The 23,625-nt window shown below is 60.7% G+C and carries 22 protein-coding genes; 14 read left to right on the forward strand and 8 right to left on the reverse strand.

The annotated features are described in order from the left end of the window. Positions 1–7: 7 nt before the first annotated feature. Both LCH65_RS01025 and LCH65_RS01030 read right to left on the reverse strand, forming a co-directional pair. Complete coding sequence (locus tag LCH65_RS01025) at positions 8–802, reverse strand: response regulator transcription factor (RefSeq protein ID WP_161806720.1); 795 nt, start codon at positions 800–802, stop codon at positions 8–10. Between the two features lie 167 nt (positions 803–969). Further along, a complete protein-coding gene (locus LCH65_RS01030; RefSeq protein ID WP_003368812.1) occupies positions 970–1,440 on the reverse strand; it encodes an A24 family peptidase in 471 nt (156 codons plus the stop codon). A 75-nt stretch (positions 1,441–1,515) separates the two neighbouring features. Here LCH65_RS01030 and LCH65_RS01035 point away from each other — a divergent pair, with 75 nt between their 5' ends. Together LCH65_RS01035 and LCH65_RS01040 are read left to right on the forward strand one after the other, a co-directional pair. Further along, entirely contained in the window at positions 1,516–1,971 is a 456-nt protein-coding gene (locus tag LCH65_RS01035) for a TadE/TadG family type IV pilus assembly protein (protein ID WP_003431704.1), read from the forward strand. Beyond that, positions 1,961–4,741 (forward strand): PAS domain-containing sensor histidine kinase, encoded by a 2,781-nt coding sequence (locus tag LCH65_RS01040; RefSeq protein WP_226439058.1) that lies wholly within the window; start codon positions 1,961–1,963, stop codon positions 4,739–4,741. The genes LCH65_RS01035 and LCH65_RS01040 overlap by 11 nt, the downstream gene beginning before the upstream one ends. On the opposite strand, the gene LCH65_RS01045 is transcribed toward LCH65_RS01040, so the two are convergent. The 3 genes from LCH65_RS01045 to LCH65_RS01055 form a co-directional block, all read right to left on the reverse strand. Then, positions 4,738–6,771 carry a TadG family pilus assembly protein gene (locus tag LCH65_RS01045; protein ID WP_226439059.1) on the reverse strand — a complete coding sequence of 678 codons (2,034 nt, stop codon included), beginning with the start codon at positions 6,769–6,771 and terminating at the stop codon, positions 4,738–4,740. The two genes, LCH65_RS01040 and LCH65_RS01045, sit on opposite strands and share 4 nt — an antisense overlap. A 137-nt stretch (positions 6,772–6,908) precedes the next feature. After that, positions 6,909–8,225 (reverse strand): bifunctional DedA family/phosphatase PAP2 family protein, encoded by a 1,317-nt coding sequence (locus LCH65_RS01050; protein ID WP_096104743.1) that lies wholly within the window; start codon positions 8,223–8,225, stop codon positions 6,909–6,911. Positions 8,226–8,228: 3 nt separating this feature from the next. After that, positions 8,229–8,900, reverse strand: coding sequence for a DNA-3-methyladenine glycosylase (locus tag LCH65_RS01055; protein ID WP_096104744.1), 672 nt, complete (start codon positions 8,898–8,900; stop codon positions 8,229–8,231). Between the two features lie 285 nt (positions 8,901–9,185). Here LCH65_RS01055 and LCH65_RS01060 point away from each other — a divergent pair, with 285 nt between their 5' ends. The 12 genes from LCH65_RS01060 to lipA all read left to right on the forward strand — a co-directional run bounded on the left by LCH65_RS01060 (position 9,186) and on the right by lipA (position 20,593). Beyond that, a complete protein-coding gene (locus tag LCH65_RS01060; RefSeq protein WP_226439060.1) occupies positions 9,186–10,451 on the forward strand; it encodes a glutamate-5-semialdehyde dehydrogenase in 1,266 nt (421 codons plus the stop codon). A gap of 22 nt (positions 10,452–10,473) precedes the next feature. Next, the gene (nadD, locus tag LCH65_RS01065) at positions 10,474–11,133 is read left to right on the forward strand and encodes a nicotinate-nucleotide adenylyltransferase (RefSeq protein ID WP_161420682.1); all 660 of its coding nucleotides are present in this window, start codon (positions 10,474–10,476) and stop codon (positions 11,131–11,133) included. Between the two features lie 60 nt (positions 11,134–11,193). After that, complete coding sequence (rsfS, locus tag LCH65_RS01070; protein WP_002555337.1) at positions 11,194–11,580, forward strand: ribosome silencing factor; 387 nt, start codon at positions 11,194–11,196, stop codon at positions 11,578–11,580. A gap of 9 nt (positions 11,581–11,589) precedes the next feature. Then, positions 11,590–12,057 carry a 23S rRNA (pseudouridine(1915)-N(3))-methyltransferase RlmH gene (rlmH, locus tag LCH65_RS01075; RefSeq protein ID WP_002555336.1) on the forward strand — a complete coding sequence of 156 codons (468 nt, stop codon included), beginning with the start codon at positions 11,590–11,592 and terminating at the stop codon, positions 12,055–12,057. 28 nt (positions 12,058–12,085) lie between these two features. Then, positions 12,086–13,981 (forward strand): penicillin-binding protein 2, encoded by a 1,896-nt coding sequence (gene mrdA, locus LCH65_RS01080; protein ID WP_003431692.1) that lies wholly within the window; start codon positions 12,086–12,088, stop codon positions 13,979–13,981. 31 nt (positions 13,982–14,012) lie between these two features. Further along, complete coding sequence (rodA, locus tag LCH65_RS01085) at positions 14,013–15,116, forward strand: rod shape-determining protein RodA (protein ID WP_003368803.1); 1,104 nt, start codon at positions 14,013–14,015, stop codon at positions 15,114–15,116. A gap of 17 nt (positions 15,117–15,133) precedes the next feature. Beyond that, positions 15,134–16,141: a lytic murein transglycosylase B gene (mltB, locus tag LCH65_RS01090; protein WP_002555333.1), complete on the forward strand. Its 1,008-nt coding sequence runs from the start codon at positions 15,134–15,136 to the stop codon at positions 16,139–16,141. Further along, positions 16,141–17,169, forward strand: coding sequence for a septal ring lytic transglycosylase RlpA family protein (locus LCH65_RS01095; protein WP_003431690.1), 1,029 nt, complete (start codon positions 16,141–16,143; stop codon positions 17,167–17,169). Before mltB ends, LCH65_RS01095 begins: the two co-directional genes overlap by 1 nt. A gap of 241 nt (positions 17,170–17,410) precedes the next feature. Continuing rightward, positions 17,411–18,571 (forward strand): D-alanyl-D-alanine carboxypeptidase family protein, encoded by a 1,161-nt coding sequence (locus LCH65_RS01100; RefSeq protein WP_003431689.1) that lies wholly within the window; start codon positions 17,411–17,413, stop codon positions 18,569–18,571. A gap of 90 nt (positions 18,572–18,661) precedes the next feature. After that, complete coding sequence (locus tag LCH65_RS01105) at positions 18,662–18,937, forward strand: DUF493 domain-containing protein (protein ID WP_003368799.1); 276 nt, start codon at positions 18,662–18,664, stop codon at positions 18,935–18,937. Continuing rightward, positions 18,937–19,593: a lipoyl(octanoyl) transferase LipB gene (lipB, locus tag LCH65_RS01110; protein WP_226439061.1), complete on the forward strand. Its 657-nt coding sequence runs from the start codon at positions 18,937–18,939 to the stop codon at positions 19,591–19,593. Before LCH65_RS01105 ends, lipB begins: the two co-directional genes overlap by 1 nt. Continuing rightward, the gene (gene lipA, locus LCH65_RS01115; protein ID WP_002555327.1) at positions 19,586–20,593 is read left to right on the forward strand and encodes a lipoyl synthase; all 1,008 of its coding nucleotides are present in this window, start codon (positions 19,586–19,588) and stop codon (positions 20,591–20,593) included. The genes lipB and lipA overlap by 8 nt, the downstream gene beginning before the upstream one ends. A gap of 120 nt (positions 20,594–20,713) precedes the next feature. Here the strand turns inward: lipA and LCH65_RS01120 are convergent, their stop codons facing one another. The 3 genes from LCH65_RS01120 to holA all read right to left on the reverse strand — a co-directional run bounded on the left by LCH65_RS01120 (position 20,714) and on the right by holA (position 23,590). Further along, positions 20,714–22,051 carry a lytic murein transglycosylase gene (locus LCH65_RS01120; RefSeq protein WP_003368797.1) on the reverse strand — a complete coding sequence of 446 codons (1,338 nt, stop codon included), beginning with the start codon at positions 22,049–22,051 and terminating at the stop codon, positions 20,714–20,716. 83 nt (positions 22,052–22,134) lie between these two features. After that, positions 22,135–22,290, reverse strand: coding sequence for an alternative ribosome rescue factor ArfA (gene arfA / locus LCH65_RS01125; RefSeq protein ID WP_002555325.1), 156 nt, complete (start codon positions 22,288–22,290; stop codon positions 22,135–22,137). Between the two features lie 262 nt (positions 22,291–22,552). After that, positions 22,553–23,590, reverse strand: coding sequence for a DNA polymerase III subunit delta (gene holA / locus LCH65_RS01130; protein ID WP_122267102.1), 1,038 nt, complete (start codon positions 23,588–23,590; stop codon positions 22,553–22,555). Between the last annotated feature and the right edge of the window lie 35 nt (positions 23,591–23,625).

Here is a 23,625-nt window from a genome sequence, read left to right on the forward strand (position 1 = left end):
GTTCCATTCAGCCCTGGCTTTCGATCAGTCTTTGCCGCTCCGCCGATTTGCCCGGTGAAAATGCCAATGCCAGCTGCGTGCGGTTATGCATGTGAGTCAGGCGCAGCACTTGCGACACATAGAGTTTCACAGTGTTTTCAGTAATCCCCAGTTCGCAGGCGATCTGATAATTGGTCAGTCCGGTGCTGACCAGGCGCGCTACGTCAAGCTGGCGAGGTGACAGCTTGGCCAGAGCCACCGGCATCTGCACCTCACGCTCCACACCGTCACGCGCTTTTCGTTCGGGCTGAGGCCTGTTCTGGACGCTGTCCAGGTTCTGATAAAGATCATCAATGGACGCGGCCAAAAACTGAAGCTTTTCGTTGAGCAGGCCCAGCTGCTGACGGTTTTTCTGCCGCTCGTTCAGCGCCTGGACCTGCAACTGCACACCTTCGAGCAATTCTTCCAGATCGACCGGCTTCTGGTAGTAATCGGCGATGCCGGCCCGAAGCGCCTTGATGACGTCTTTTTTCTCGGCCTCGCCGGTCAGCATGATGGCCTCGAACAGATGCGTCTTGCCGCCGGTCATCTTCATCGCTTCGACCATCTCGATCCCGTTCATGCCGGGCATTTCCAGATCGCAGAGTACGATGCCGATGGTGCTGTCGGCGCTGAAACGCTCGATGGCTTCCAGGCTTGAATAGCAACGCACACACTCATAGCCGCTGCTCTCCAGAAACTCGCAGAGCTCCTCAACGATAAGGGGCTGGTCATCGACCACCAGAACTTTCGTGAGCGGGTAATTATCCACAGGCGACTCCATGCTATTGGGGGGCCTTCGACGGCGCCCCGATCCATTCCGCAAACCATGATTCGGCGTCATTCAATCGGTGCGGGTATTGCTGACAGTACGCCATAGCCATGACTTAACCGTAGTCGTACTTCCTGACTATGTACATAGCATTAAAATATTCCCGTGCCGTTATTCGACTAATGGAGCAGTGCTGTGCTCAGGAGTAAACCTGCGAATAAAAAAGGTGAAAAAGGATATTTATCTGGCGTGCCGGGGTTCATATACCGGTAGCGTTGCGCAACCCATTGCTGCGTATGAGGCCAGCTACTCTTTCCGACGATAAGCCAGGCTGCCATGGTGAGGCCGGCGCCAATAAACGTACACAGCAGGTAAGCACTGTTTGAGGCCAGCGCCAATGCCGTCATCAGTTTGACGTCTGCGGCGCCCAACTTGCCGAGGGCATAGCCTGGCAATGTCAGCGCCCATGCCAGGGTCACGGCCAGCAAGGCCTCCAGCGCAGGCGAGCCGAGCCAGGTCATACCGGTCAAAGCCAGGTAGATAATAGCCAGCGCTGCTGCGCCGAGTGTCAGCCCGTTGGAAATCTGCTTGCAACGCGCATCCTGTTCGGCGCAAATTGCAAACCATATCAGTAGGAAAAATAATTTCATCACGCCGAAGACATCCTGTTATCGGGAAAGAATCTATGCTGTGTTGATGCAGTACATGTCAGGGTAGACGTCGATATGAAAACAGTTCCGCAACATACCTTGCCCCGCCGTCAACACGGGGCTGCTGCTATTGAATTCTCTGCGGTGTTCGTTATCTTCTTTGCCGTGTTCTACGGCATGGTGAGTTATAGCCTGCCGTTGCTCATGGTCCAGTCATTCAATGCCGCCGCCAGTGAAGCGGTGCGCAGAAGTGTTGCCCTCAGTCCGACAGTTACTGGCTATAACGAGGTGTTGAAGAGTCAGGCCCAGAGTGTGGTCATGAACCAGTTGTCGTGGATACCTCCAGCGCTGGGCTTCAATGTCAGCTACACCAGCGTGACTTACAGCGCAGGCATTCTGACAGTGACCATCCAGTACCCCAAGGCCCGACTGGCTCAGGTTCTGCCCTTGCTGACCCTCCCTGGTATCGGGGAGGTCCCGCGCTTGCCGAGCAACCTGACTGCACAAGCGAGTCTGCAACTTGTCCCTTGAAAAGAATCGTTTGAGCCGTTGGCTGGGCCGTGGTGAAGCAACACAAGTGCCGCAGCCCTTGCCCTTATCGAGCGAGCCCGGTCCGATCGGTGCGGACCTCTATCTGCTGCTGGATGACGAGGGCCGCATCCAAAGCATCAGCCCGCACTTGCTTGCCCGCCTGGACATGGCTGCGCCACTGCCGGCTGCCCAGCGATTGATGAGTCTGCTGTTACCCAATAGCGCGCTGGTCATCGAAGGCGTGCCGCGTGACTGGCTGGGGCACATGCTCGACCTGGACTTCAAGAGTGCCGACGCACACACCTTGCACGCCCGAGGCTGGGTGCAGGCGCATGGCAAGGGCTGGCTCTTGCAATTGCTGGATATCAGCGACCTGATGGAGGAGGCCAGTGCCGCACGCAGCCGTCAGCAGTGCCTGCGGTTCGCCGGGCAAATGGCCGAGCGTGTGCGAGGGTGCAGCGTCGACCGCCTGACTGCGGTGGTGAGCGAGCAACTGGAGGAACTCGCGCAGCTGTGGCGCATCCCCTGTGTAGCACTGGTGTTGCCGGAGGTCGGCGGTGTTGGCTGGCGCGTGTATTGTCAGTACAGCGCCCATACGGCGCCCGAGTTGTGGCAGGTCGGGCAGCGGTTGGGCTCCGCGCTGGATCGATTCAACGCCGACGCTACGCGACAGCTGAGGTTTGACGGCGTTGTGGATCAGGGGGCGCTGCAAAGTGCTTTCGGCAATGCTGACGGTTTTCTGATCCCCCACAGTCGCGATAACGTTGCCAAGGCCTGGCTGATGTTCGGATTTTATAACGCGCAGCAGCAGGCTCCGGACCTTGGCGAGCGAGAGTGGCTGAACCTGTGCTCGGCCTTGGCCGGGCCGGTGCTTTTTCGCCTGTCCGAGCAGACCAACCGTCACCATGTCGAACGCCTGGCAGTGCTTCAGGACCTGCTGGGCACCGGATGGTGGGAGTTGGTGCCTGATCGTGACGAGGTTTTGCTGGCGCCGCAGTTGGCTCGCAGTCTGCGTCTGGGCGACCAGGTCGAGAGCCTGTCGCGTCAGGACTGGCTGGCGCTGATTCATCCCGCCGATCGACAGGAACTGTCCAGTCGCCTCGCGCAGTTACGCGACAAGGGCACACCGCTGTTGCTCTGTGTGCGTCTGGCGCAAAGCGATCCCGCCCAGGAAACCCTCTGGTTTCGTATTCAGGGGCAGGCGTTGATCCGAGGGCAGGTTCAGCGTGTGCTGGGGTTCATGCTGGATGTCAGCGATATCAAGAATCAGGAAACCGAGGCCGCTGCCGCCCATGCCCGGCTGGATAACCTGATTGCCAGTTCGCCAGCGGTGATTTACGTGCAGCGTTACGATCGCGGCAATCTGGAGCCAACCTTTTTCAGTGACAGCCTCACGCCTTTGCTGGGCTGGACGCTGGCCGATTGCGCCGATGGGCAACTGGCGGGATACATCCATCCCGAAGATCACGACATCTGGTTCGAGCGTAACCGCCAACTGCTGCGCGAAGGATTCGTCAGTCGCCGGTTCAGATTGCGCAACCGGAACGGTCAATACCACTGGCTGCTGGACGAGGCGCGATTGCTGCGTGACGACCTTGGCATGCCGGTGGAGGCGGTGGGGCTGTGGCTGGACGTGACCGAGGCCACCCTGGCCGCCGAGCATATACGACGCAGCGAGGAGCGTTACCGCATTCTGGTCGAGGATTCGCCGGCCATGATCTGCCGCTACACGCCGGATCTGGTGTTGAGTTTCGGCAACCGGCCGCTGGCCAATTATATGGAGTGCACACCCGAGCAACTGACCGGGATCAACCTGGGCGACTGGCTGTCGGACGAGCAGCGTGAGGCGTTCATCCGGCGTATCGGTCAATTGACTCCGGAGGCGCCGGTGAGTACCGAAGAAATCTGCATCGAGCTGCCGGGACGCGAGTATGCCTGGTGGATATGGGCCGACCGGGGAGTATTCGATGAGCACGGCAAACTGGTCGAAGTGCAGGCGGTAGGCCGTGACAACACTGATGTACGTCGCTCGCGCATGCAGTTGAATCAGAGCGCGAAGATGGCAACGCTTGGCGAGATGTCCACCGGTCTGGCCCACGAGATCAATCAGCCGCTCAACGTCATGCGCATGGCCGTGGTCAACGTTCTCAAGCGTCTGGGCCGGGGTGATGTGGACATCGAATACCTCACCGAAAAACTCAATCGCATCGACACCCAGGTGCAGCGTGCCGCCCGGGTGGTCGATCATATGCGGGTATTCGGTCGCCGCTCTGAGGTAGAGGAGCAGTTGTTCGATCCGGCCCAGGCGGTGGAAGGCACGATCTCGATGCTGGCTGAAGGCATGAAAGGCAAGGCCGTGCAGTTGCGGGTCGGCGCGATGATCGACGCGGTGCAGGTTCGTGGCCATGTCGATCAACTTGAGCAGGTGTTGATCAACCTGATGGTCAATGCCCGTGATGCCTTGTTGTCGCGTCGGGAAAAGGACCGCGATTTCCAGCCGTGGATCAGCGTCGAGGCAGAACGCGATGAAAACATCATCCGCCTGGCGGTTCAGGACAATGGCGGGGGCATTGACCCGCGGTTGCTGGAGCGCATTTTCGAGCCGTTTTTCACCACCAAACCGGTGGGGGTCGGCACCGGTCTGGGCTTGTCCGTCAGTTATGGCATCGTTGACCAGATGGGCGGCCAGCTCAGCGTCGCCAACGTCGGCGAGGGTGCTCGATTCCAGATCGAGCTGCCGATCTTCAACGCCGATCAGACCGGCAGCTAAATGACCAGTGTCGCCTGACCCAGGTTGCAACTCAGGTTGGTGCCGACGTCGGTAGCCCCCATGCTCACGCCCAGCGATTCGAACAGGGGGTCGACAACCGACGTCAGCAAGCGTGCCAGGGTGTCATCGACAATCGCGTCCAGCGCCAGGGTCAGGCTGCTCAGCGTGGTGGCCGCGCCGGTGATGACGTTGCCCAGCACATTGCTGGTCGCCGGTTTATACACATTCACTTTGACGCTTGACGCCGTGCCGTTGAGCAAGGTGCTCGGCTTGGTGTGCGCAACGCCTGCCAGGTAATACGGGGCGCTGTTGATCTCCGGCAGGTTGGGCGAGCTGAACGTCGTACTGGTCACCGTCGAGCTGCCCAGTGCCGACTGGCTGACATTGTCGAAGGTCAGGCCGATGCCGCCACCCCCGAAAGGCGTGCGGGCGGTGCAATTGCCCAGCAGCCCGGCGATCTTCTGGCAGGTTTTGGTGCCGATATCGATGACAGGCAGAGGCAGTGCGGTGATTGCCGCCGGATCAGTGCTGGCGGGGAAGGCCGATGCACTGTCGATCCAGCCGATCTTGGCATTGAGCAGCGCGGCGTCGGTCTTGACGTTGAGGGTTTTGCTGGCGTTGCTGGTGCAGGTAAAACCGGTGACGTAGCTGTCGGCGCTGGCCATTGACAGGCTCATGTCGATTCTCGGGCCCGAGTTTGACGAGCTGTCTGTCAGAAACTTGAAGTCGGTCACCATGCAACTGTTCAGTCCCAGCGCGCAGGTGGCCGAGGTCCCCAGCCCGGCAATGTTCAGGCCCAATGCGCTGTTGAGGATCGGCGTCAGGCTGCCGATCACCGAACCTGCGGTATTGGCCAGCGAGGTTATCGTGCCGAGCACCGGCAGGTTGATCGACACCAGCGCGCGCATTTGTGCCGTGCGCACGTAAATCCGGTTTGCACCGTTTCGAGGGTTGAGCGGGTCGATTTTGCTCGGGTCGCCGATGGCCGACAACTGAGGCGGCTCGATCACCTGAATGCGTGTGGTGACCTGCGCCAGCCCGGCGACATTGATCTGGGACGCGGTCAGAACACCGGTCTTTTCGTTGGCCAGTTGCGCGAGGCCCTGAACCAGATCCATCAACCGCAGATTGGTATTCAGCGCGGCGAGGTCCGTGCCGCTCTGCACTGACAGTAGATCCCCCAGCAGCACGGTGGTCGTTCCAGCGGCCAGCTTCAAGGCTTGCAGGCCCTGAATGGCGGCGGCACCGCCCAGCGTGGCGTTCGGACTGATGATATTGATTGCGCTCTGCAGCAACTGACTGACCGATACCGAGGTGTTGAGTACATCGTTGTAGCCCACGGCCGTCAGGCTGAGGTCGGTTTTCAGCCTGTTCAGGTAGCTCAGCAGGCTCAGGTTGGTGTCGGCGATGCCTTGCCAGTTGGCAACACTCAGGTTCAACGAGCCCCCCAACAGGCTGCCGACCACCGGGTTGAGGAGGGCGGCACCGGTGCTGTCCACGGTGACTGCCGCACTGCGAATGGTCAGTGCCGCCAGCGGCGCGGCACTGGCGGCAACCGCGGTGGCGCTGATCGTGACGTTGGGTGGGGAGGGCGTTTTTTCGAACAGTGCGCCAATACCGGCTGCAATGCTGCGCGGCACCGGATGAGCCGCGACCACCTGGATAGCCAGCGCCTGCGTCGAATCAGCGACAAATACGCGCGGTCCCGCGACGTCCACCGTGAGTGTTCCGCAACGAGTCGCCAGGGTGCGGCCATCGGTATTGGGGGTGAAACCGTTGCGAGTGGCGCTCTGATTGGCGAAATCGGGCGCCGTGGCCGCTGTGCCGCTGCACGTTCCTCTACGGCCCGCCGCTTCCAGTGCGGCTATGTCCGCAACCCGCTGCAACGAGCGCTTTTCCAGATACAGCCTGCCGCTGTCGATAACGGTCAGCGTGCACAGCAACGCCAGGCCCATGGTCAGCGCGGCCATCAGGCCGATTGCGCCGCGCTGCCGGGAGGGCATCGCCGTATAACCATCCAGTGGAGACATCAACACTCCTTCGATCACGCCGTTGCACACTCATCTGTCACTGGAGAGTGTAGTCAACGCCCCGAAAGAGCACTGGCAAGGTGCCAGATTTGAGAAGTGTCGCACCCGTCATGGGCGGGCGCGATCAGTGCTGTCGATCAATACTGGTAACGCAGCACCCCGTGCGACAGTGCACGAACGGCGAAGATACCCAGCAGTGCGGTCATGGCTGGCACAACGAGCCACCAGACGCGCACCGACATGGCCGGCAAGGGGGCCTTGCGTTGGATGAACGCCAGGCTGGCGGCACAGACGCAGAACGCCAGAAGCATGCCGGCGAGAATGTCGGTGGGCCAATGCACGCCCAGATAAACCCTCGACAGCGCGATTGCCAGGGCCGGAATACCGGCGACCAGCATCCAGGTCAGGCGCAGGCGCACGGGTTGGCCGCGTCCGGCCAGCACTGCCAGAGTCATGAACAGCGCAAAGGCTGCCGAGCTGTGGCCGCTGGGCATGCTGTACGTCGTCAGCGGCTCTAACAGCACCTCCGGGCGAGCGCGGGCGAAAAACGTTTTCAGGACGCCGTTGGCGATCGCGGTGCCCAGTGTGGCGGCCAGGGCAAAGGCTGCGTGGCGCCATTGCCTGGCAACCGCCAGCACGATGATCAGCAGGCTGGCGGCCAGCAACTGCGCCCTGAAATCGCCGATGCTGGTGACGAAGACCACGATGTGTTGCGTGGCTTCGCTGCGGTGTTCCTGGATGAGCGTCATCAGGCCGTTGTCGAAGTCGGCCAGCAAGGGAAAGCCGAAGAACAGCGCCGCGACCAGCACCAGGCTGAGCGCGGAGATCAGTCGGGTTGCGTAGCGTTTCTGGCGAATACTGCTCTGGATGCTCAGCCCGAACAGCACGGCCAGGCTGCCGCCGACCACGGCCGCTTCGGGCCAGAAGCCTTCCGGCAGTGGTAGGCGAATGGCCGCGCCGGCTGCCCAGCCCGGCATCAGGTAGGCAATCGACCAGCCGGCCGCCGCCAGCACGCTGACCGCCACGAAGCGCGGCAGCGGCATGTCGCACATACCGGCGATCATCGGCAGCATCGGGCGCAACGGACCGATGAAACGTCCGACCAGCAAACTGGCGATGCCGTAACGGTGGAAGTATTTTTCCGCACCTTCCATCCACTCCGGGTGCGTGCGCAAGCCGGGCAACTGACGGATATTCTGATGAAAGCGCCGGCCTATGAAGTACGACACCGCGTCACCCAGCAGCCCGCCGAGAAAACCCAGTAATAGCACTTCGCTCAACGGCAGTATGCCGCTGCCCGCCAAGGCGGCGATGGCAAACATGATGACCGTGCCCGGCACGACGATCCCGACGATCGCGACGCATTCAGTGAAGGCCACCAAAAAGATCGCGACAGCCACCCAGGAAGGATTTGCGGTCAGCCAGCCGGTCATTCCATTGAGCAGATCGCCCATCGGTCAGTTTCCTTGATCGAGAAATAGGTAGTCGCGGCCTTCGACCTGACCGCGTCTGAGGGGGTTCCGTGTACAGAAACGGGCGTAACCGGCATCCACGAAGCGATACATCAGGTGCTCATCGCGACCGGCAGGAATGCCCAGTCGGGTGGTCTGGATAACGCGTTCGGGTGTCTGACCGACGTCCTCGACCAGTAAACTCTGCGGGTCGAAGCGCTTGGCGTCCCACACTGGGACTTTCAGGCCGAGCGCCTTGCACAGCAGCGTCTGGCCAGCGCACAGTCGTTGCGCCGGGCGCATCGCACCGCTGGCGTCGGGGTTGTTCAACTGCATCTGCGCCAACGCGTTTTCGTCGCTGGTCGCGTCGGTCCAGGGAAATGCCGACTTGATCAGTACGGCATTGCCCGGCCCTTCGGCGCTGAAATTCAACGAATCTCCGCCGCGCGCGTAGTACATATAGATGTGGCCGCCGTCGAGAAACAGCGCCTTGCGTTTCTCGGTATAGCCCAGCGAGGCATGACTGCCCTTTTCGGCGCAGTAGTAAGCCTCGGTTTCGATGATCCGCGCGGCCAGCCACAGATCGCCTGCCTTGTGACGGATGACCTTGCCCAGCAGATCGCGCGCCAGCAACTGGGCATCGCGGTGAAAGAAGTGGTCGGGTAGGGCTGTGGGCATAATCAGACGGGTACATTGGGAAAGAGCCCGATGATAACAAGCGCAACTTTAATTGCAGCTGAATGTGTCTGGATTAGGCACTTTGTTGTTTCTGAACGTGACCGACGCATGACATGTCGTTAGGCCCGTGCGTGATGCCTGTCTGCGCATTGCCGCCGGCAACACCCGTCACTGTGGCGAAAAATCTGCGCACTGATATTGACCATCCGCCTGTCTGCGCTGTCGTTCGGACGGCACGACAGCTATAATCAGCCGCTTTCCTCTTTGCCAAGACCTCTGAGACCAATGACTGAGTCCGTTCTTGACTACATGACCCGCCTGGGTCGCGCCGCCCGCGAAGCTTCGCGAGTGATCGGTCGTGCCAGCACTGCGCAGAAGAACCGCGCCCTGCAGGCCACTGCCGCCGCTCTGGACGAAGCCCGCGCCGAGCTGTCTGCCGCCAATGCGCTGGACCTGGCCAATGGTCAGGCGAACGGGCTCGAACCGGCCATGCTCGAGCGTCTGGCGCTGACCCCCGCCCGGATCGACAGCATGATCATCGGCTTGCGTCAGGTTGCAGCGCTTGCAGACCCGGTCGGTGCGATCCGCGACATGAGCTATCGGCCTTCGGGTATTCAGGTCGGCAAGATGCGCGTGCCGCTGGGTGTTGTCGGAATCATCTACGAGTCACGTCCGAACGTGACCATCGATGCTGCCAGTCTGTGTCTGAAGTCCGGAAACGCAACCATCCTTCGCGGTGGTTCCGAAGCCATTCATTCCAATCGCGCCATCGCGGCCTGCATCGAACGCGGTCTGGCCGAGGCCGGGCTGCCCGCTGCTGTCGTGCAGGTGGTCGAAACCACCGACCGTGCGGCGGTTGGCGCGCTGATCACCATGCCCGAGTACGTGGACGTCATCGTACCGCGCGGCGGCAAGGGTTTGATCGAACGCGTCAGTCGCGACGCGCGTGTGCCGGTCATCAAGCATCTGGATGGCATCTGCCATGTGTATGTCAGCGCCCACGCCGATCTGGCCAAGGCGCAGAAGATCGCCTTCAACGCCAAGACCTACCGTTACGGGATCTGCGGCGCGATGGAAACCCTGCTGGTCGATCAGACCATTGCCGCCGACCTTCTGCCGTCGATGGCCGCGCAGTTTCGCGAGAAGGGCGTCGAGTTGCGCGGTTGCGAGCGTACCCGTGACTTGATCGACGTGATCCCGGCCACCGAGGACGACTGGCACACCGAGTACCTGGCGGCGATTCTGTCGATTCGCATCGTCTCCGGTCTGGATGAAGCCATCGAGCACATCAACCACTACGGCTCGCATCACAGCGACGCCATCGTCTCGGACCACCAGAGTCAGGTGCGCCGATTCATGGCCGAGGTCGATTCCAGTTCGGTCATGGTCAACGCGCCGACCTGCTTCGCTGACGGGTTCGAATACGGCCTGGGTGCCGAGATCGGCATTTCTACTGATAAGCTGCACGCCCGCGGTCCTGTCGGTCTTGAAGGTCTGACCTGCGAGAAGTACATCGTGATCGGTGACGGCCAATTGCGCGGACAAGCCTGACTTGAATAGCCCCATGACCGCGCTGCCCAGACGTATCGGCATGCTTGGGGGCACGTTCGACCCGGTTCATATCGGTCATTTGCGCGGTGCGCTCGAAGTGGCCGAATTGCTGGAACTCGATGAGTTGCGCCTGACGCCCAGCGCCAGGCCTCCGCATCGTGACATGCCGAGCGTCACCGCAGAGGATCGTCTGGCGATGGTTCAAAGCGCCGTTGCGGGTGTTTCGCCCCTGACGGTGGATGACCGTGAACTGAAGCGTGACAAACCGTCGTACACCCTCGACACACTGGAATCGATGCGCGCCGAACTGGCGCCTCGGGACCAGTTGTTCCTGTTGCTCGGTTGGGATGCCTTTTGCGGGCTGCCGACCTGGCACAGATGGGAAGAACTGCTGGAGCACTGCCATATCGTGGTGCTGCAACGCCCGGATGCGGACAGCGAGTCGCCGGATGCCATGCGCAATCTGCTGGCGGCCCGCGCAGTCAGCGATCCCAAGGCCCTGAAAGGGCCGGGTGGACAGATTACATTCGTCTGGCAGACGCCTTTATCGGTGTCTGCCACCCAGATCCGTCAACTGCTGGCCAGCGGTAAGTCGGTACGTTTTCTGGTGCCAGACGCGGTACTGGCCTATATCGATGCACGCGGACTTTACCGCGCGCCGAACACTGATGGGTCGTCCTGAAACTGCTTTGATCGACAAGCGTCTGGACGGTCCCACACATACGAGCTGAATGAGTTTTATATGACAAAGCAAAAAATGAGCAGTGAAGAAGTCATCAATGTTGCGATTGCAGCCCTTGAAGAGGTCAAGGGTGCCGACATCCTGACCATCGACGTGCGCGACAAGACCAGCATCGCCGACTACATGCTGATCTGCACCGGTACGTCCAACCGTCAGTTGAACGCACTGGTCGATAACGTCCGTGACAAGGTCAAGGCTGCCGGCCTGAAGTCCCTGAGCGAAGAAGGCAAGGGTGACAGCGACTGGGTCCTGCTGGACCTTGGTGATGTGATCGTCCACGTGATGACCGCTGCCGCACGCCAGTTCTACGACCTTGAGCGCTTGTGGCAGGGTGCAGAGCAAAGCCGTGCTGCCAGCGCTGCGCACCACACACCAGGCAACGAATAAGGCTTTGATGTGCGTCTGCGTCTGATCGCTGTGGGTTCGCGCATGCCCAAGTGGGTGGAAGAAGGTTGGCACGAGTATGCCAAGCGGATGCCCTCCGAGCTTGCGCTGGAACTGGTGGAAATTCCGCTCAATACCCGAGGCAAAAACGCCGACGTCGCACGCTTTATCCGTCAGGAAGGCGAGGCGATGCTGGCAAAAGTGCAGCCGGGCGAGCGGATTGTCACGCTGGAAGTGCATGGCAAACCGTGGAGCACCGAACAGTTGGCGGTCGAACTCGATCGCTGGCGTCTCGATGCACGCACGGTCAACCTGATGGTCGGCGGCCCCGAGGGGCTGGCACCTGAAGTCTGTGCCCGCAGTGAACAACGCTGGTCTCTGTCGCCGCTGACCCTGCCGCACCCGTTGGTGCGCATCCTGATCGGCGAGCAGATGTATCGCGCCTGGACGGTCCTGTCCGGGCACCCTTATCACAAGTAGCATCGTCTTTACTGTGAATACGGCCTAAATGTCTCAACCGATCCGCCTCAAAGACCACGAAAAGGACGCACGCCTGGTGCGCGGCAGGGTCGTGTTCGGTGCCGTGGCGGTGGTGTTGCTGGTGTGCGTGCTGATTGCCCGGTTGTATTACCTGCAGGTCATCCAGTACGAGTATCACTCCACGCTTTCGGAAAACAACCGCGTTCACGTTCAGCCGATTCCGCCCAGCCGTGGGCTGATCTACGATCGCAATGGCGTTGTGGTCGCCGATAACCGGCCCAGTTTCAGTCTCAGCATGACCCGTGAACGCGCAGGCGAGTGGTCCAGCGTGCTCGACACCATTGTCGAGATCCTGCAGCTCACCCCTGACGATCGCATCATCTTCGAAAAGCGCATGAAGCAGGGGCGTAGGCCGTTCGAGCCGGTGCCCATCCTGTTCGAGCTGAGCGAAGAGCAGATCGCCCTGATCGCCGTCAACCAGTTCCGCCTGCCGGGCGTCGAAGTGGTTGCGCAACTGGTCAGGCATTATCCGCAAGGGCCGCACTTTGCCCACTCGGTCGGCTACATGGGACGGATCAACGAGAAAGAGCTCAAGAGCCTCGACCCGATCAATTACAGCGGCACGCACCACATCGGCAAGACCGGTATCGAGCGCTTTTATGAGCCCGAGCTGCATGGTCAGGTCGGCTACGAAGAGGTCGAGACCAACGCCCGTGGTCGCGTACTGCGTGTGCTCAAGCGCACCGACCCGATCCCCGGCAAGGACATCGTCCTGAGCCTGGACATCAACCTTCAGGAGGCTGCCGAAGCCGCGCTGGGCGGTCGTCGTGGCGCGGTCGTCGCACTGGATCCGGCTACCGGTGAAGTGCTGGCGATGGTCAGTGCGCCGAGCTTCGATCCGAACCTGTTTGTCACCGGCATCAGCTTCAAGGCCTATGCCGAGCTGCGCGATTCCATCGACCGGCCGCTGTTCAACCGCATCCTGCGAGGACTTTACCCGCCGGGGTCGACCATCAAGCCTGCGGTGGCGATTGCCGGGCTGGATACCGGTGCGGTGACGCCTGGCTCGCGGGTATTCGATCCAGGCTATTACCAACTGCCCAATTACGATCACAAGTACCGCAACTGGAACCGCACCGGCGACGGTTGGGTTGATCTGGACACGGCGATCATGCGTTCAAATGACACGTACTTCTACGATCTGGCGCACAAGGTGGGCATTGATCGGCTCGCTGCCTATATGAACAAGTTCGGTATCGGGCAGAAGGTCTCGCTGGACATGTTCGAAGAATCTCCCGGCCTGATGCCTTCCCGTGAATGGAAGCGCGCCACGCGTCGTCAGGCTTGGTTCCCCGGCGAGACGCTGATCCTCGGGATCGGTCAGGGCTACATGCAGGCAACGCCGTTGCAACTGGCCCAGGCGACCGCGCTGGTGGCCAACAAGGGGGTGTGGAACCGTCCGCATCTGGCCAGAACCATTGAAGGCAAGGCGCCTGTGGATGAAAACCCGATGCCGAACATCGTGCTGCGCGATCCGGCCAACTGGGAGCGCGTCAACCACGGCATGCAGGAAGTGATGCACGGCGCGCGCGGTACGGCGCGCAAGGCCGCCATCGGTGCGCAGTACCGGATCGCCGGCAAGAGTGGTACGGCCCAGGTGGTGGCCATCAAGCAGGGCGAGAAATACGACCGCACCAAGGTGCAGGAACGTCATCGCGACCACGCCTTGTTCGTCGGCTTCGCCCCGGCCGACAACCCGAAAATCGTTGTTGCAGTGATGGTCGAGAACGGCGAATCCGGTTCCGGCGTTGCTGCACCCGTCGTGCGTCAGGTCCTGGACGCCTGGTTGCTCGACGAAAACGGCCATCTCAAACCCGAGTACGCCGGTTCCCTGAATCTGGAGGCTGCGGCCCGTGAAGAGTAATTTCGACCGCATCCTGTCCAGTGAAGACGTGATGCGTCGCCGCGCTACCTTTCTGCAGCGCATTCATATCGATGGTCCATTGCTGATCCTGCTGCTGACGCTGGCGGCGGGCAGCCTGTTCGTGCTGTATTCGGCCAGCGGCAAGAACTGGGATCTGCTGATCAAGCAGGCCAGTTCGTTCGGTATCGGTCTGGTGGCGATGGTGGTGATCGCCCAGCTGGAGCCGCGCTTCATGGCGCGCTGGGTGCCGGTACTGTATGTCATCGGTGTCCTGCTGCTGGTAGTGGTGGATGTCATGGGCCACAACGCCATGGGCGCGACGCGCTGGATCAACATTCCCGGGGTGATCCGCTTCCAGCCTTCGGAGTTTCTCAAGATCATCATGCCGGCGACCATCGCCTGGTACCTGTCCAAGCGCACGCTGCCCCCGCATTTGAAGCATGTGGCGGTCAGTCTCGCACTGGTCGGTGTGCCGTTCATTCTGATCGTTCGCCAGCCTGACCTGGGGACGTCGCTGCTGATTCTGGCCTCGGGTGCCTTTGTGCTGTTCATGGCCGGTTTGCGCTGGCGCTGGATCATCAGCGTATTGGCGGCGGCCGTACCGGCGGCGGTGGCCATGTGGTTCTTCTTCATGCATGACTACCAGAAGCAGCGCGTACTGACGTTTCTGGACCCCGAAAGCGATCCGCTGGGGACCGGCTGGAACATCATTCAATCAAAGGCTGCCATCGGTTCGGGCGGCGTGTTCGGCAAAGGCTGGCTGCTTGGCACCCAGTCGCACCTCGACTTTCTGCCGGAAAGCCATACCGACTTCATCATTGCAGTATTGGGTGAAGAATTCGGCCTGGTAGGCATCTGTGCGCTGCTGATCATCTATATGCTGCTGATCGGTCGCGGGCTTGTGATCACTGCACAGGCGCAGACATTATTCGGCAAACTGCTGGCTGGCGCGTTGACCATGACGTTTTTTGTTTACGTTTTCGTCAACATCGGTATGGTCAGTGGCCTGCTGCCAGTGGTGGGGGTGCCGTTGCCCTTCATTAGCTACGGCGGAACTTCGCTCGTGACCCTACTGTCAGCGTTTGGGGTTTTGATGTCGATCCATACACATCGTAAATGGATCGCTCAGGTTTGATTAAGGTGAACTATTCAATGCAAGCAATGCGTAACTGGGCTCGATATGCTCCGGTGGTCGGTCTGGTGGGCATCCTTGGCTCGGTGCAAGAGGCACTGGCGGGCGACTATGAAGGTTCGCCCCAAGTGGCGGAATTCGTCGGTGAACTGACCCGCGATCATGGTTTTGCCGGTGAGCAGTTGATGAGTCTGTTTCGGGAGGTCGAGCGCAAGCAGGCCATTCTCGATGCCATTTCCCGCCCGGCCGAACGGGTCAAGCAGTGGAAAGAGTATCGGCCGATGTTCATCACCGACACGCGCATTGCTCGCGGTGTCGACTTCTGGCGTCAGCATGAGGCGGCCCTGGCGCGTGCCGAGCAGGAATACGGCGTGCCGGCGCAGATCATCGTGTCGATCATTGGTGTAGAAACCTTTTTCGGCCGCAATACCGGTAACTATCGGGTCATCGACGCACTGTCGACGCTTGGCTTCGATTACCCGCCACGCGCCCAGTTTTTCCGCAAGGAGTTGCGCGAGTTTCTGCTGCTGGCTCGCGAGCAGCAGGTCGATCCACTGACCCTCAAGGGCTCGTATGCCGGGGCAATGGGGCTGCCGCAGTTCATGCCGAGCAGTTTCCGCGCCTATGCAGTGGATTTCGACGGCGACGGCCACATCAATATCTGGACCGACCCGGACGATGCAATCGGCAGTGTCGCCAGCTATTTCAAACGTCATGGCTGGGTGGCCGGGCAGCCGGTGGTCAGTCGTGCCACAGCGCGTGGCGACCGGGTTGACGAGGGGTTGAGCCCTGCGCTTGATCCGGTAATGTCGGTCGGGGAGTTGCGACAGCTGGGCTGGGCGAGTCATGATGCGCTGCGCGACGATATGCCGGTGACGGCGTTTCGTCTGGAAGGCGACAATGGTCCTGAATACTGGCTGGGTTTGAACAATTTTTATGCAATTACCCGTTATAACCGCAGTGTGATGTACGCCATGGCCGTATATCAGCTGTCTGAATCGTTGGTTCAAGCTCGAGGCGTCAAGTAATGCGGGCATCGCCAATTCTTCAATCATTCAAGCTTCTGGCGCTGACCGGCCTGGCAGTGCTGGTTGCCAGCTGCTCGTCTCCGTCACGCACAACGTCGTCGCAGTCGCCAAAAGGCGGTGCAGTCGTGCGCTCGATGCCGGGGCTGGATATCAACCGGGCCCACAAGGACGGCGCGCCGTGGTGGGATGTGGATGTCTCGCGTATCCCTGATGCAACGCCGACCCTGCACACCGGGGCCTACAAGGCCAATCCGTACACCGTGCTGGGCAAGACCTACTTCCCGATGAGCGATGCCAAGCGTTACGTCGCTTCGGGCACCGCCTCCTGGTACGGCACCAAGTTCCATGGCCAGAACACCGCCAATGGCGAGGTGTACGACCTGTACGGCATGAGTGCCGCGCACAAGACCCTGCCGCTGCCCAGCTATGTCAAAGTGACTAACCTGGACAACAATCGTACGGTGATCCTGCGCGTCAACGATCGCGGGCCGTTCTATTCCGACCGTATCATCGACCTTTCGTATGCGGCCGCCAAAAAGCTCGGCTACGCCGAAACCGGCACTGCACGCGTCAAGGTAGAAGGGATCGACCCGCAGGAATGGTGGGCGCAACGTGGTCGTCCGGCGCCGCTGATGCTCAATCAGCCGCAGGTCGTTGCCCAGGCGACGCCGCCTGCGCTGTCCACTTCGACCGGCACCGTCGAGCAGTACACGCCACCCCCTCAGCAGCACGCCGCACCTGTCGTGCCGTTGCAGGTTGACGCAAAAAAAAACGCTTCAGGACAAGCCGCTGGGCTGTTTCTCCAGGTGGGAGCCTTCGCCAATCCGGACGCTGCGGAACTCCTGAGGTCGAAATTGAGCGGGATGGTTCGAGCGCCGGTGTTCGTCAGCTCGATAGCGCGCAATCAGCAAACGCTCTATCGAGTGCGGATGGGACCGATCGACACGCAGGGTGAAGCCCAGCAGCTGCAAAACAGCGTCAGGTCGGCCAATCTGGGTCAGCCGAGCGTAGTGACATCGGATCAGTAAGTTTTTTCGACAATCGTTCCCCGGCAACAATGGGGGACGGTATGCAGTCGCAGGCGGCGCAGATTTGCTTTCAGGGCAAGCGTTGCAGGTAACTGCCCACAAGGTCGTGTGTCGAACAGGCGACTTTGTCAGCCAGGGTTACAGCCTGGCGCCACGAGCCGTACCGAGGCGTTTCGCTTCGCCGGTCTGTTCAGTTTTGCCCGCAAGGGCATGTTTGCCCATTAGGATTCTCGAGAGACGGATGAACATCACCACCTTTGCAAAACGTTTGTGCCTGCTTGTTCCACTGATTATCACCCCGACTGTGTGGGCGGCAGAGCAGATGACGCCTGCTGCACCGCAACTGGCGGCCAAGGCCTACGTGCTGATGGATGCGACCAGCGGCAACGTCCTGGTCGAGAACAACGGTGATCAGCGTCTGGCTCCTGCCAGTCTGACCAAGCTGATGACCGCCTACATCGCGACCCTGGAAATCCGTCGCGGCCAGATCGGCGAAAACGATCCGGTGACGATCAGTGAAAACGCCTGGCGCACAGGCGGTTCGCGGATGTTCATCAAGGTCGGCAGCCAGGTCACGGTCAGCGACCTGCTGCACGGCATCATCATTCAGTCGGGCAACGACGCCAGCGTCGCGATCTCCGAGCACATTGCCGGCAGCGAAGATGCCTTTGCCGACATGATGAACAAGACTGCTGCCGATCTTGGCATGACCAACAGCCACTTCATGAACCCGACCGGTCTGCCGAACCCTGAGCACTACTCGTCGGCTCACGACATGGCGATCCTGGCGCGCGCAATCATCCACGAAGACCCGGCTCACTATGCGATCTACTCGCAGAAGGAGTTCTTCTGGAACGGCATCAAGCAGCCTAACCGCAACCTGCTGCTGTGGCGCGACAAGACCGTTGACGGTCTGAAAACCGGCCACACCGATGAAGCCGGCTATTGCATGGTCTCTTCGGCAGTGCGTGACGGCATGCGTCTGATCGCCGTGGTGTTCGGTACCAACAGCGAACAGGCCCGTGCAGCTGAAACCCAGAAGCTGCTGACCTATGGCTTCCGTTTCTTCGAAACCCAGAACTTCTACCAGAAGGGCACTGAGCTGGCTCAGGCCACGGTCTGGAAAGGTACAGAGCGTCAGGTCAAGGCCGGTCTGGCTGAAGATCTGAGCATGACCATGCCAAAAGGCGACATGAAGAAGCTGTCTGCCAGCATGACCATGAACCCGCAACTGGTTGCGCCAATCGCCAAGGGCGACGTGATCGGCAAGGTCGAGGTCAAGAAAGACGATCAGGTGGTTCACACCGCCAATCTGATTGCCCTTGATGCGGTTGAGGAAGGTGGTATTTTCCGCCGCGTGTGGGATAGCATCCGCCTGTTCTTCTACGGCTTGTTCAACTGATCCAGTAACCAATGCCGACCTTCTCGCGGCCTGCTCATGATCTGAGCGGGCCGCGTGTCCGTCGTCACGGCTTGTGAGACCTTTACTGCCATGACCGATACCGACATCAAGTCGCACAAAATCGAATTTCCCTGCAATGACTATCCGATCAAGGTGATCGGTGACACCAGTGTGGGCTTTACGGCGGCCGTGATGGAAGTGCTTAAGAAGCACGCCACGGTCGACCTCAAGACGCTCGCCGAGCGGCAGAGCAGCAACGGCAAATACACCACTGTGCAATTGCACATTGTTGCTACCGGCGAAGACCAGTTGCGCGATATCAATAGTGCCTTGCGCGCTACGGGTTTCGTGCACATGGTGCTCTGATGGCGGGTACGCTGGGTTTTCGTGATCTGGGCCTGATCGATTACGAAACCGCCTGGCACGCCATGAAGCGCTTTACCGACGAGCGTGGCCGCGAGGCTGCCGATGAAGTCTGGCTGGTCCAGCATCCGCCGGTTTTCACCCAGGGACAGTCCGGCAAGCCCGGGCATTTGCTGCTGCCGGGTAATATTCCTGTCGTACAGGTCGATCGTGGCGGCCAAGTGACTTATCATGGCCCGGGCCAACTGGTGGCTTATCTGATGCTGGACGTCAGGCGCCTTGGTTTCGGTGTTCGTGATCTGGTCACCCGGATCGAGAACACCCTCATCGCCTTGCTCGCCGACTACGGCGTCAAGGCAGCAGCCAAGGCTGATGCCCCTGGCGTATACGTTGATGGCGCGAAAGTCGCGTCACTCGGTCTACGCATTCGCAACGGCTGTTCGTTTCATGGCCTGGCGTTGAACGTCGACATGGACCTTGAGCCGTTCCGCCGCATCAACCCTTGCGGATACGCGGGGCTGGCCATGACCCAACTGAGCGATCAGGCAGGGCAGATAGAATTTTCCGAGGTAAGTGCCCGACTGCGTGCGCAGCTCGTCAAACACCTCGACTACGCTGAGCAGGCGACCCTTACGGGCGGAATAAACCATTATGACTGACACCGTGCAAACCCTGATCCCGACGCTGGATGTTTCCGAGCGAGTGGCCCGTCCGAAAGTCGAAGCGGGCGTCAAGCTTCGCGGAGCGGAAAAGGTTGCGCGCATCCCGGTCAAGATCATCCCGACGGTAGATCTGCCGAAGAAGCCCGACTGGATTCGCGTGCGCATCCCGGTTTCTCCGGAAGTCGACCGCATCAAGCAATTGCTGCGCAAGCACAAGCTGCACAGCGTCTGTGAAGAGGCGTCCTGCCCCAACCTGGGCGAGTGCTTCTCCGGTGGCACTGCAACGTTCATGATCATGGGCGACATCTGCACCCGTCGCTGCCCGTTCTGTGACGTGGGCCACGGCCGTCCGAAGCCGCTCGACGTCAACGAACCGAAGAGCCTCGCCATCGCGATTGCCGACCTGCGCCTGAAGTACGTGGTCATCACCTCGGTGGACCGTGACGACTTGCGTGACGGCGGCGCTCAGCACTTCGCCGACTGCATCCGTGAAATCCGCCTGCTGTCGCCGGGCGTACAGCTCGAAACGCTGGTGCCGGATTACCGTGGCCGGATGGACGTTGCGTTGGAAATCACCGCCGCCGAGCCGCCGGATGTGTTCAACCACAACCTGGAAACCGTGCCGCGTCTGTACAAGGCTGCGCGTCCGGGTTCGGACTACCAGTGGTCGCTGACCCTGCTGCAGCGCTTCAAGCAGATGGTCCCGCACGTACCGACCAAGTCCGGTTTGATGCTGGGGCTGGGCGAGACTGACGAAGAGGTCATCGAGGTCATGCAGCGCATGCGTGAGCACGACATCGACATGCTCACTCTGGGTCAATACCTGCAGCCTTCGCGCAATCACTTGCCCGTGCAGCGCTTTGTCCACCCGGACACCTTTGCCTGGTTCGCCGAAGAAGGCTACAAGATGGGCTTCAAGAACGTCGCGTCCGGGCCACTGGTACGCTCTTCGTACCACGCCGACGAGCAGGCCAAGATCGCCAAGGCAATGCTCTGACAGCACGCCGCAAAAACAGGAAGGGCCAGGTAGCGATACCTGGCCCTTTTTGTTTGCGGTTGATTATCGTGCCAACGCTCCGCGTGGGCATGCCGTTCTGGACGCTCCGCGTCCTCCCGATTACTGCCCGACAGGCTTGCGTAGGTTCTCCAGCAATTCATGTGTCGGATAACCATCGGCTGGCCAGCCGAACGATTGCTGCGCACTGCGGATGGCCTTGCGTGTGTTAGCGCCGATAATGCCGTCTGGCGCGCCTGCGTCGTACTGGCGTGCCGAGAGCAGGGTTTGCAACTCAATGCGCTCTGAGCGGCTCAGCGGCAGGTCTCCGCGTGGCCAGCTGCCCACTACATAACCCGCGCCCTTGAAGCGATCGGAAAGCAGGCTGATCGCCAACGCGTAGGAGGTCGAGTTGTTGTACTTGAGAATCGCGCGGAAGTTGTCCAGCACCAGGAAGGCTGGCCCGCGATAACCGGCTGGCAACAACAAGGTGGCTTGCTGCTGGCTGGCGGCGACCGGAATGGCTGAGCCGTCCGGTTGTTTCAAGCCCAGTTGTTGCCATTCAGCGAGACTCTTGCGGGTCGTCGAGTCGGCCAGCGAGTAATCGAATCCCGAGCCGAGCACCACTTCAAAGCCCCAGGGCTGACCACGCTGCCAGCCGGAGCTTTGCAGGTAGTGTGCGGTGGAGGCCAGGGCATCGGCAGGGGTGTTCCAGATATCGCGGCGGCCATCGCCGTCAAAATCCACGGCATGGGTGTTGTAGGTGGTTGGGATGAACTGGGTCTGGCCCATCGCACCGGCCCACGAACCCAGCATCTTGTCCGGTGTGATGTCGCCATGCTGGATGATTTCCAGCGCGGCCAGCAATTGGCTCTGTGCAAAACCGGGACGACGGCCTTCGTAGGCCAGCGTTGCCAGTGAGCGAATGACGGATTGCGTGCCCTGGAACGAGCCGAAGTTACTTTCCATGCCCCATACCGCGACCAGCGCCTGACGATCCACGCCGTACTGCTGCTCGATCTTCTGCAGGTCGTCGGCATACTGCGAAAGCAGCGCCTGACCCTTGCGCACACGTACGGCAGAGATGGCACCGTCGAGGTATTCCCAGACCGGGCGGCTGAATTCAGGCTGACTGCGGTCGGCCTTGACCACGCTCATGTCGGGGGTGACGCCGGCAAATGCCAGATCGAATACGTCCGCACGGATACCTGCCTTCAACGCCTGGGCACGAAAGCCGGCCTGCCATTCGCTGAAGCTGACGGCGGGCTGAATCGTGAGGTTGTCATCAACGACCAGCGCTGGCGTAGGCGCCACGGCAGGAGCGTTTGTCTGCACCTTGCTGGATTGAAGAGGCGTGGCATCGGCTGCAGTGGGTTTTTCTGCGCAGGCTACCAGGGCAACAAGACTGGAGGCAGCGATGAGTTGGCGCAGCTGCGGGCGATGGGTAAAACGAGAAGGCATGCTTGAGTCCAAGGGTATTACCGTTAGGTGCAGACCATAACACGGCTAAGCGGTTGAAAGCGCCCCGGAAATGTTGCTCGATATCAGGCTGCCATAAAGCAGGAAGCCTCCCAGCTTTTAGACTGGAAGGCTTCGCGGCGGTAGCTGCCTTTGCCCTTGGCGGGTTGTTCCTGACGACTGCGGAACAAGGGCTGGGCGATGATGGATTTGGCCTTGTTCGGCCGCTTTGGCTTGCTCATGGCGGGTGCTCCTGATGGGTGTTGTAAAGCGATGCAAATCATCGGGCAGAACGGCGCGTGTGTCTAATAGTCGTGTGCTATGACGCTGAGCACGTGATTGGCCGAGTGACTGTAGACCTGTGGGAGCGAGCTTGCTCGCGAAGGGGCATGAATAGAACCATCGCTTGATTATCGTGCCGATGCTCTGCGTCGGCATGCAGTTCGTGACGCTCCACGTCACAAGAGGACGCAGAGCGTGGGAGCGAGAGTCGACAACATCTGCCTACTCCGCAGGCAGTGCCAATCGTTGCCCCGCCATCAGCAGCGCCAGTCGGCTGAGGCTGCTCCACGGCGAGCCTGCTGCCTGGCCTTTGATCTGCGCATCGATGCGTTGCGCATCCATGAGCAACTGGCTCCAACGTTTTGCCGAGTGGCGTTGCAGGGCTTTGGTCATCAGTGGCTTGCGCTTGTCCCAGATCGGCGGGCGTGCCGAGCTGAAGACCTTGTCCAGCGGCACGCCCTGACTGAACTGTTGCGACATATTGGCCAGGGCGCGCAGTTCACGGGTCAATGCCCAGAGAATCACCGGCGTCTCGACCCCTTCGCCACGTAGTCCTTCGAGCATGCGCAGGGCATGGGCAGCTTCGCCATTGAGCACGGCATCGGTCAGGCCAAATACGTCGAAGCGTGCACTGTCGGCCACCGCCGCCTGCACAGTCTCGACGGTGATCTGGCCTTCTTCGGCCATCAGCTTGAGCTTTTCGATTTCCTGCGCGGCGGCCAGCAGGTTGCCTTCGACCCGGGCCGCGATCAGTTCGACAGCGTCCTGAGTCGCTGCCAGACCCGCCTGCGACAGGCGCTGGCGAATCCATTGCGGCAGCTGGCCGATGTCCACCGGCCAGATTTGCACGAACTGGGTTTGCGCACCCTCAACCAGAGCCTTGCCCCATTTGGTTTTCTGCGCACTGCCATCGAGCTTGGGCAGGCTGATCAGCAGTAGGGTGTCTTCGGCAGGTCTGGCGCAATATTCCATGAGCGCCGCAGCACCCTTGTCGCCGGGCTTGCCGGAGGGCAGACGCAACTCCAGGAGACGGCGTTCGGCAAACAGCGACATGCTGGCACCCGCCTGGAGCAATGTGCCCCAGTCGAAGCTGGCGTCGGCGCTGAACACCTGGCGCTCATCGAAGCCCTGCTGGCGTGCGGCCGCGCGAATGGCGTCAGCCGCTTCCTGACAGAGCAGCGGATCGTCACCGCTGATCACATAGACGGGCGCAAGTGTGCCTTGCAAGTGCTTGCCGAGTTGGGCGGGGGCGAGTTTCATGAGTCAGAGCATGTCGGGGCCGGAAAGCCGGCCCC

This window comes from Pseudomonas sp. MWU16-30316 (genome assembly GCF_020515645.1).
GTDB lineage: Bacteria > Pseudomonadota > Gammaproteobacteria > Pseudomonadales > Pseudomonadaceae > Aquipseudomonas > Aquipseudomonas cerasi.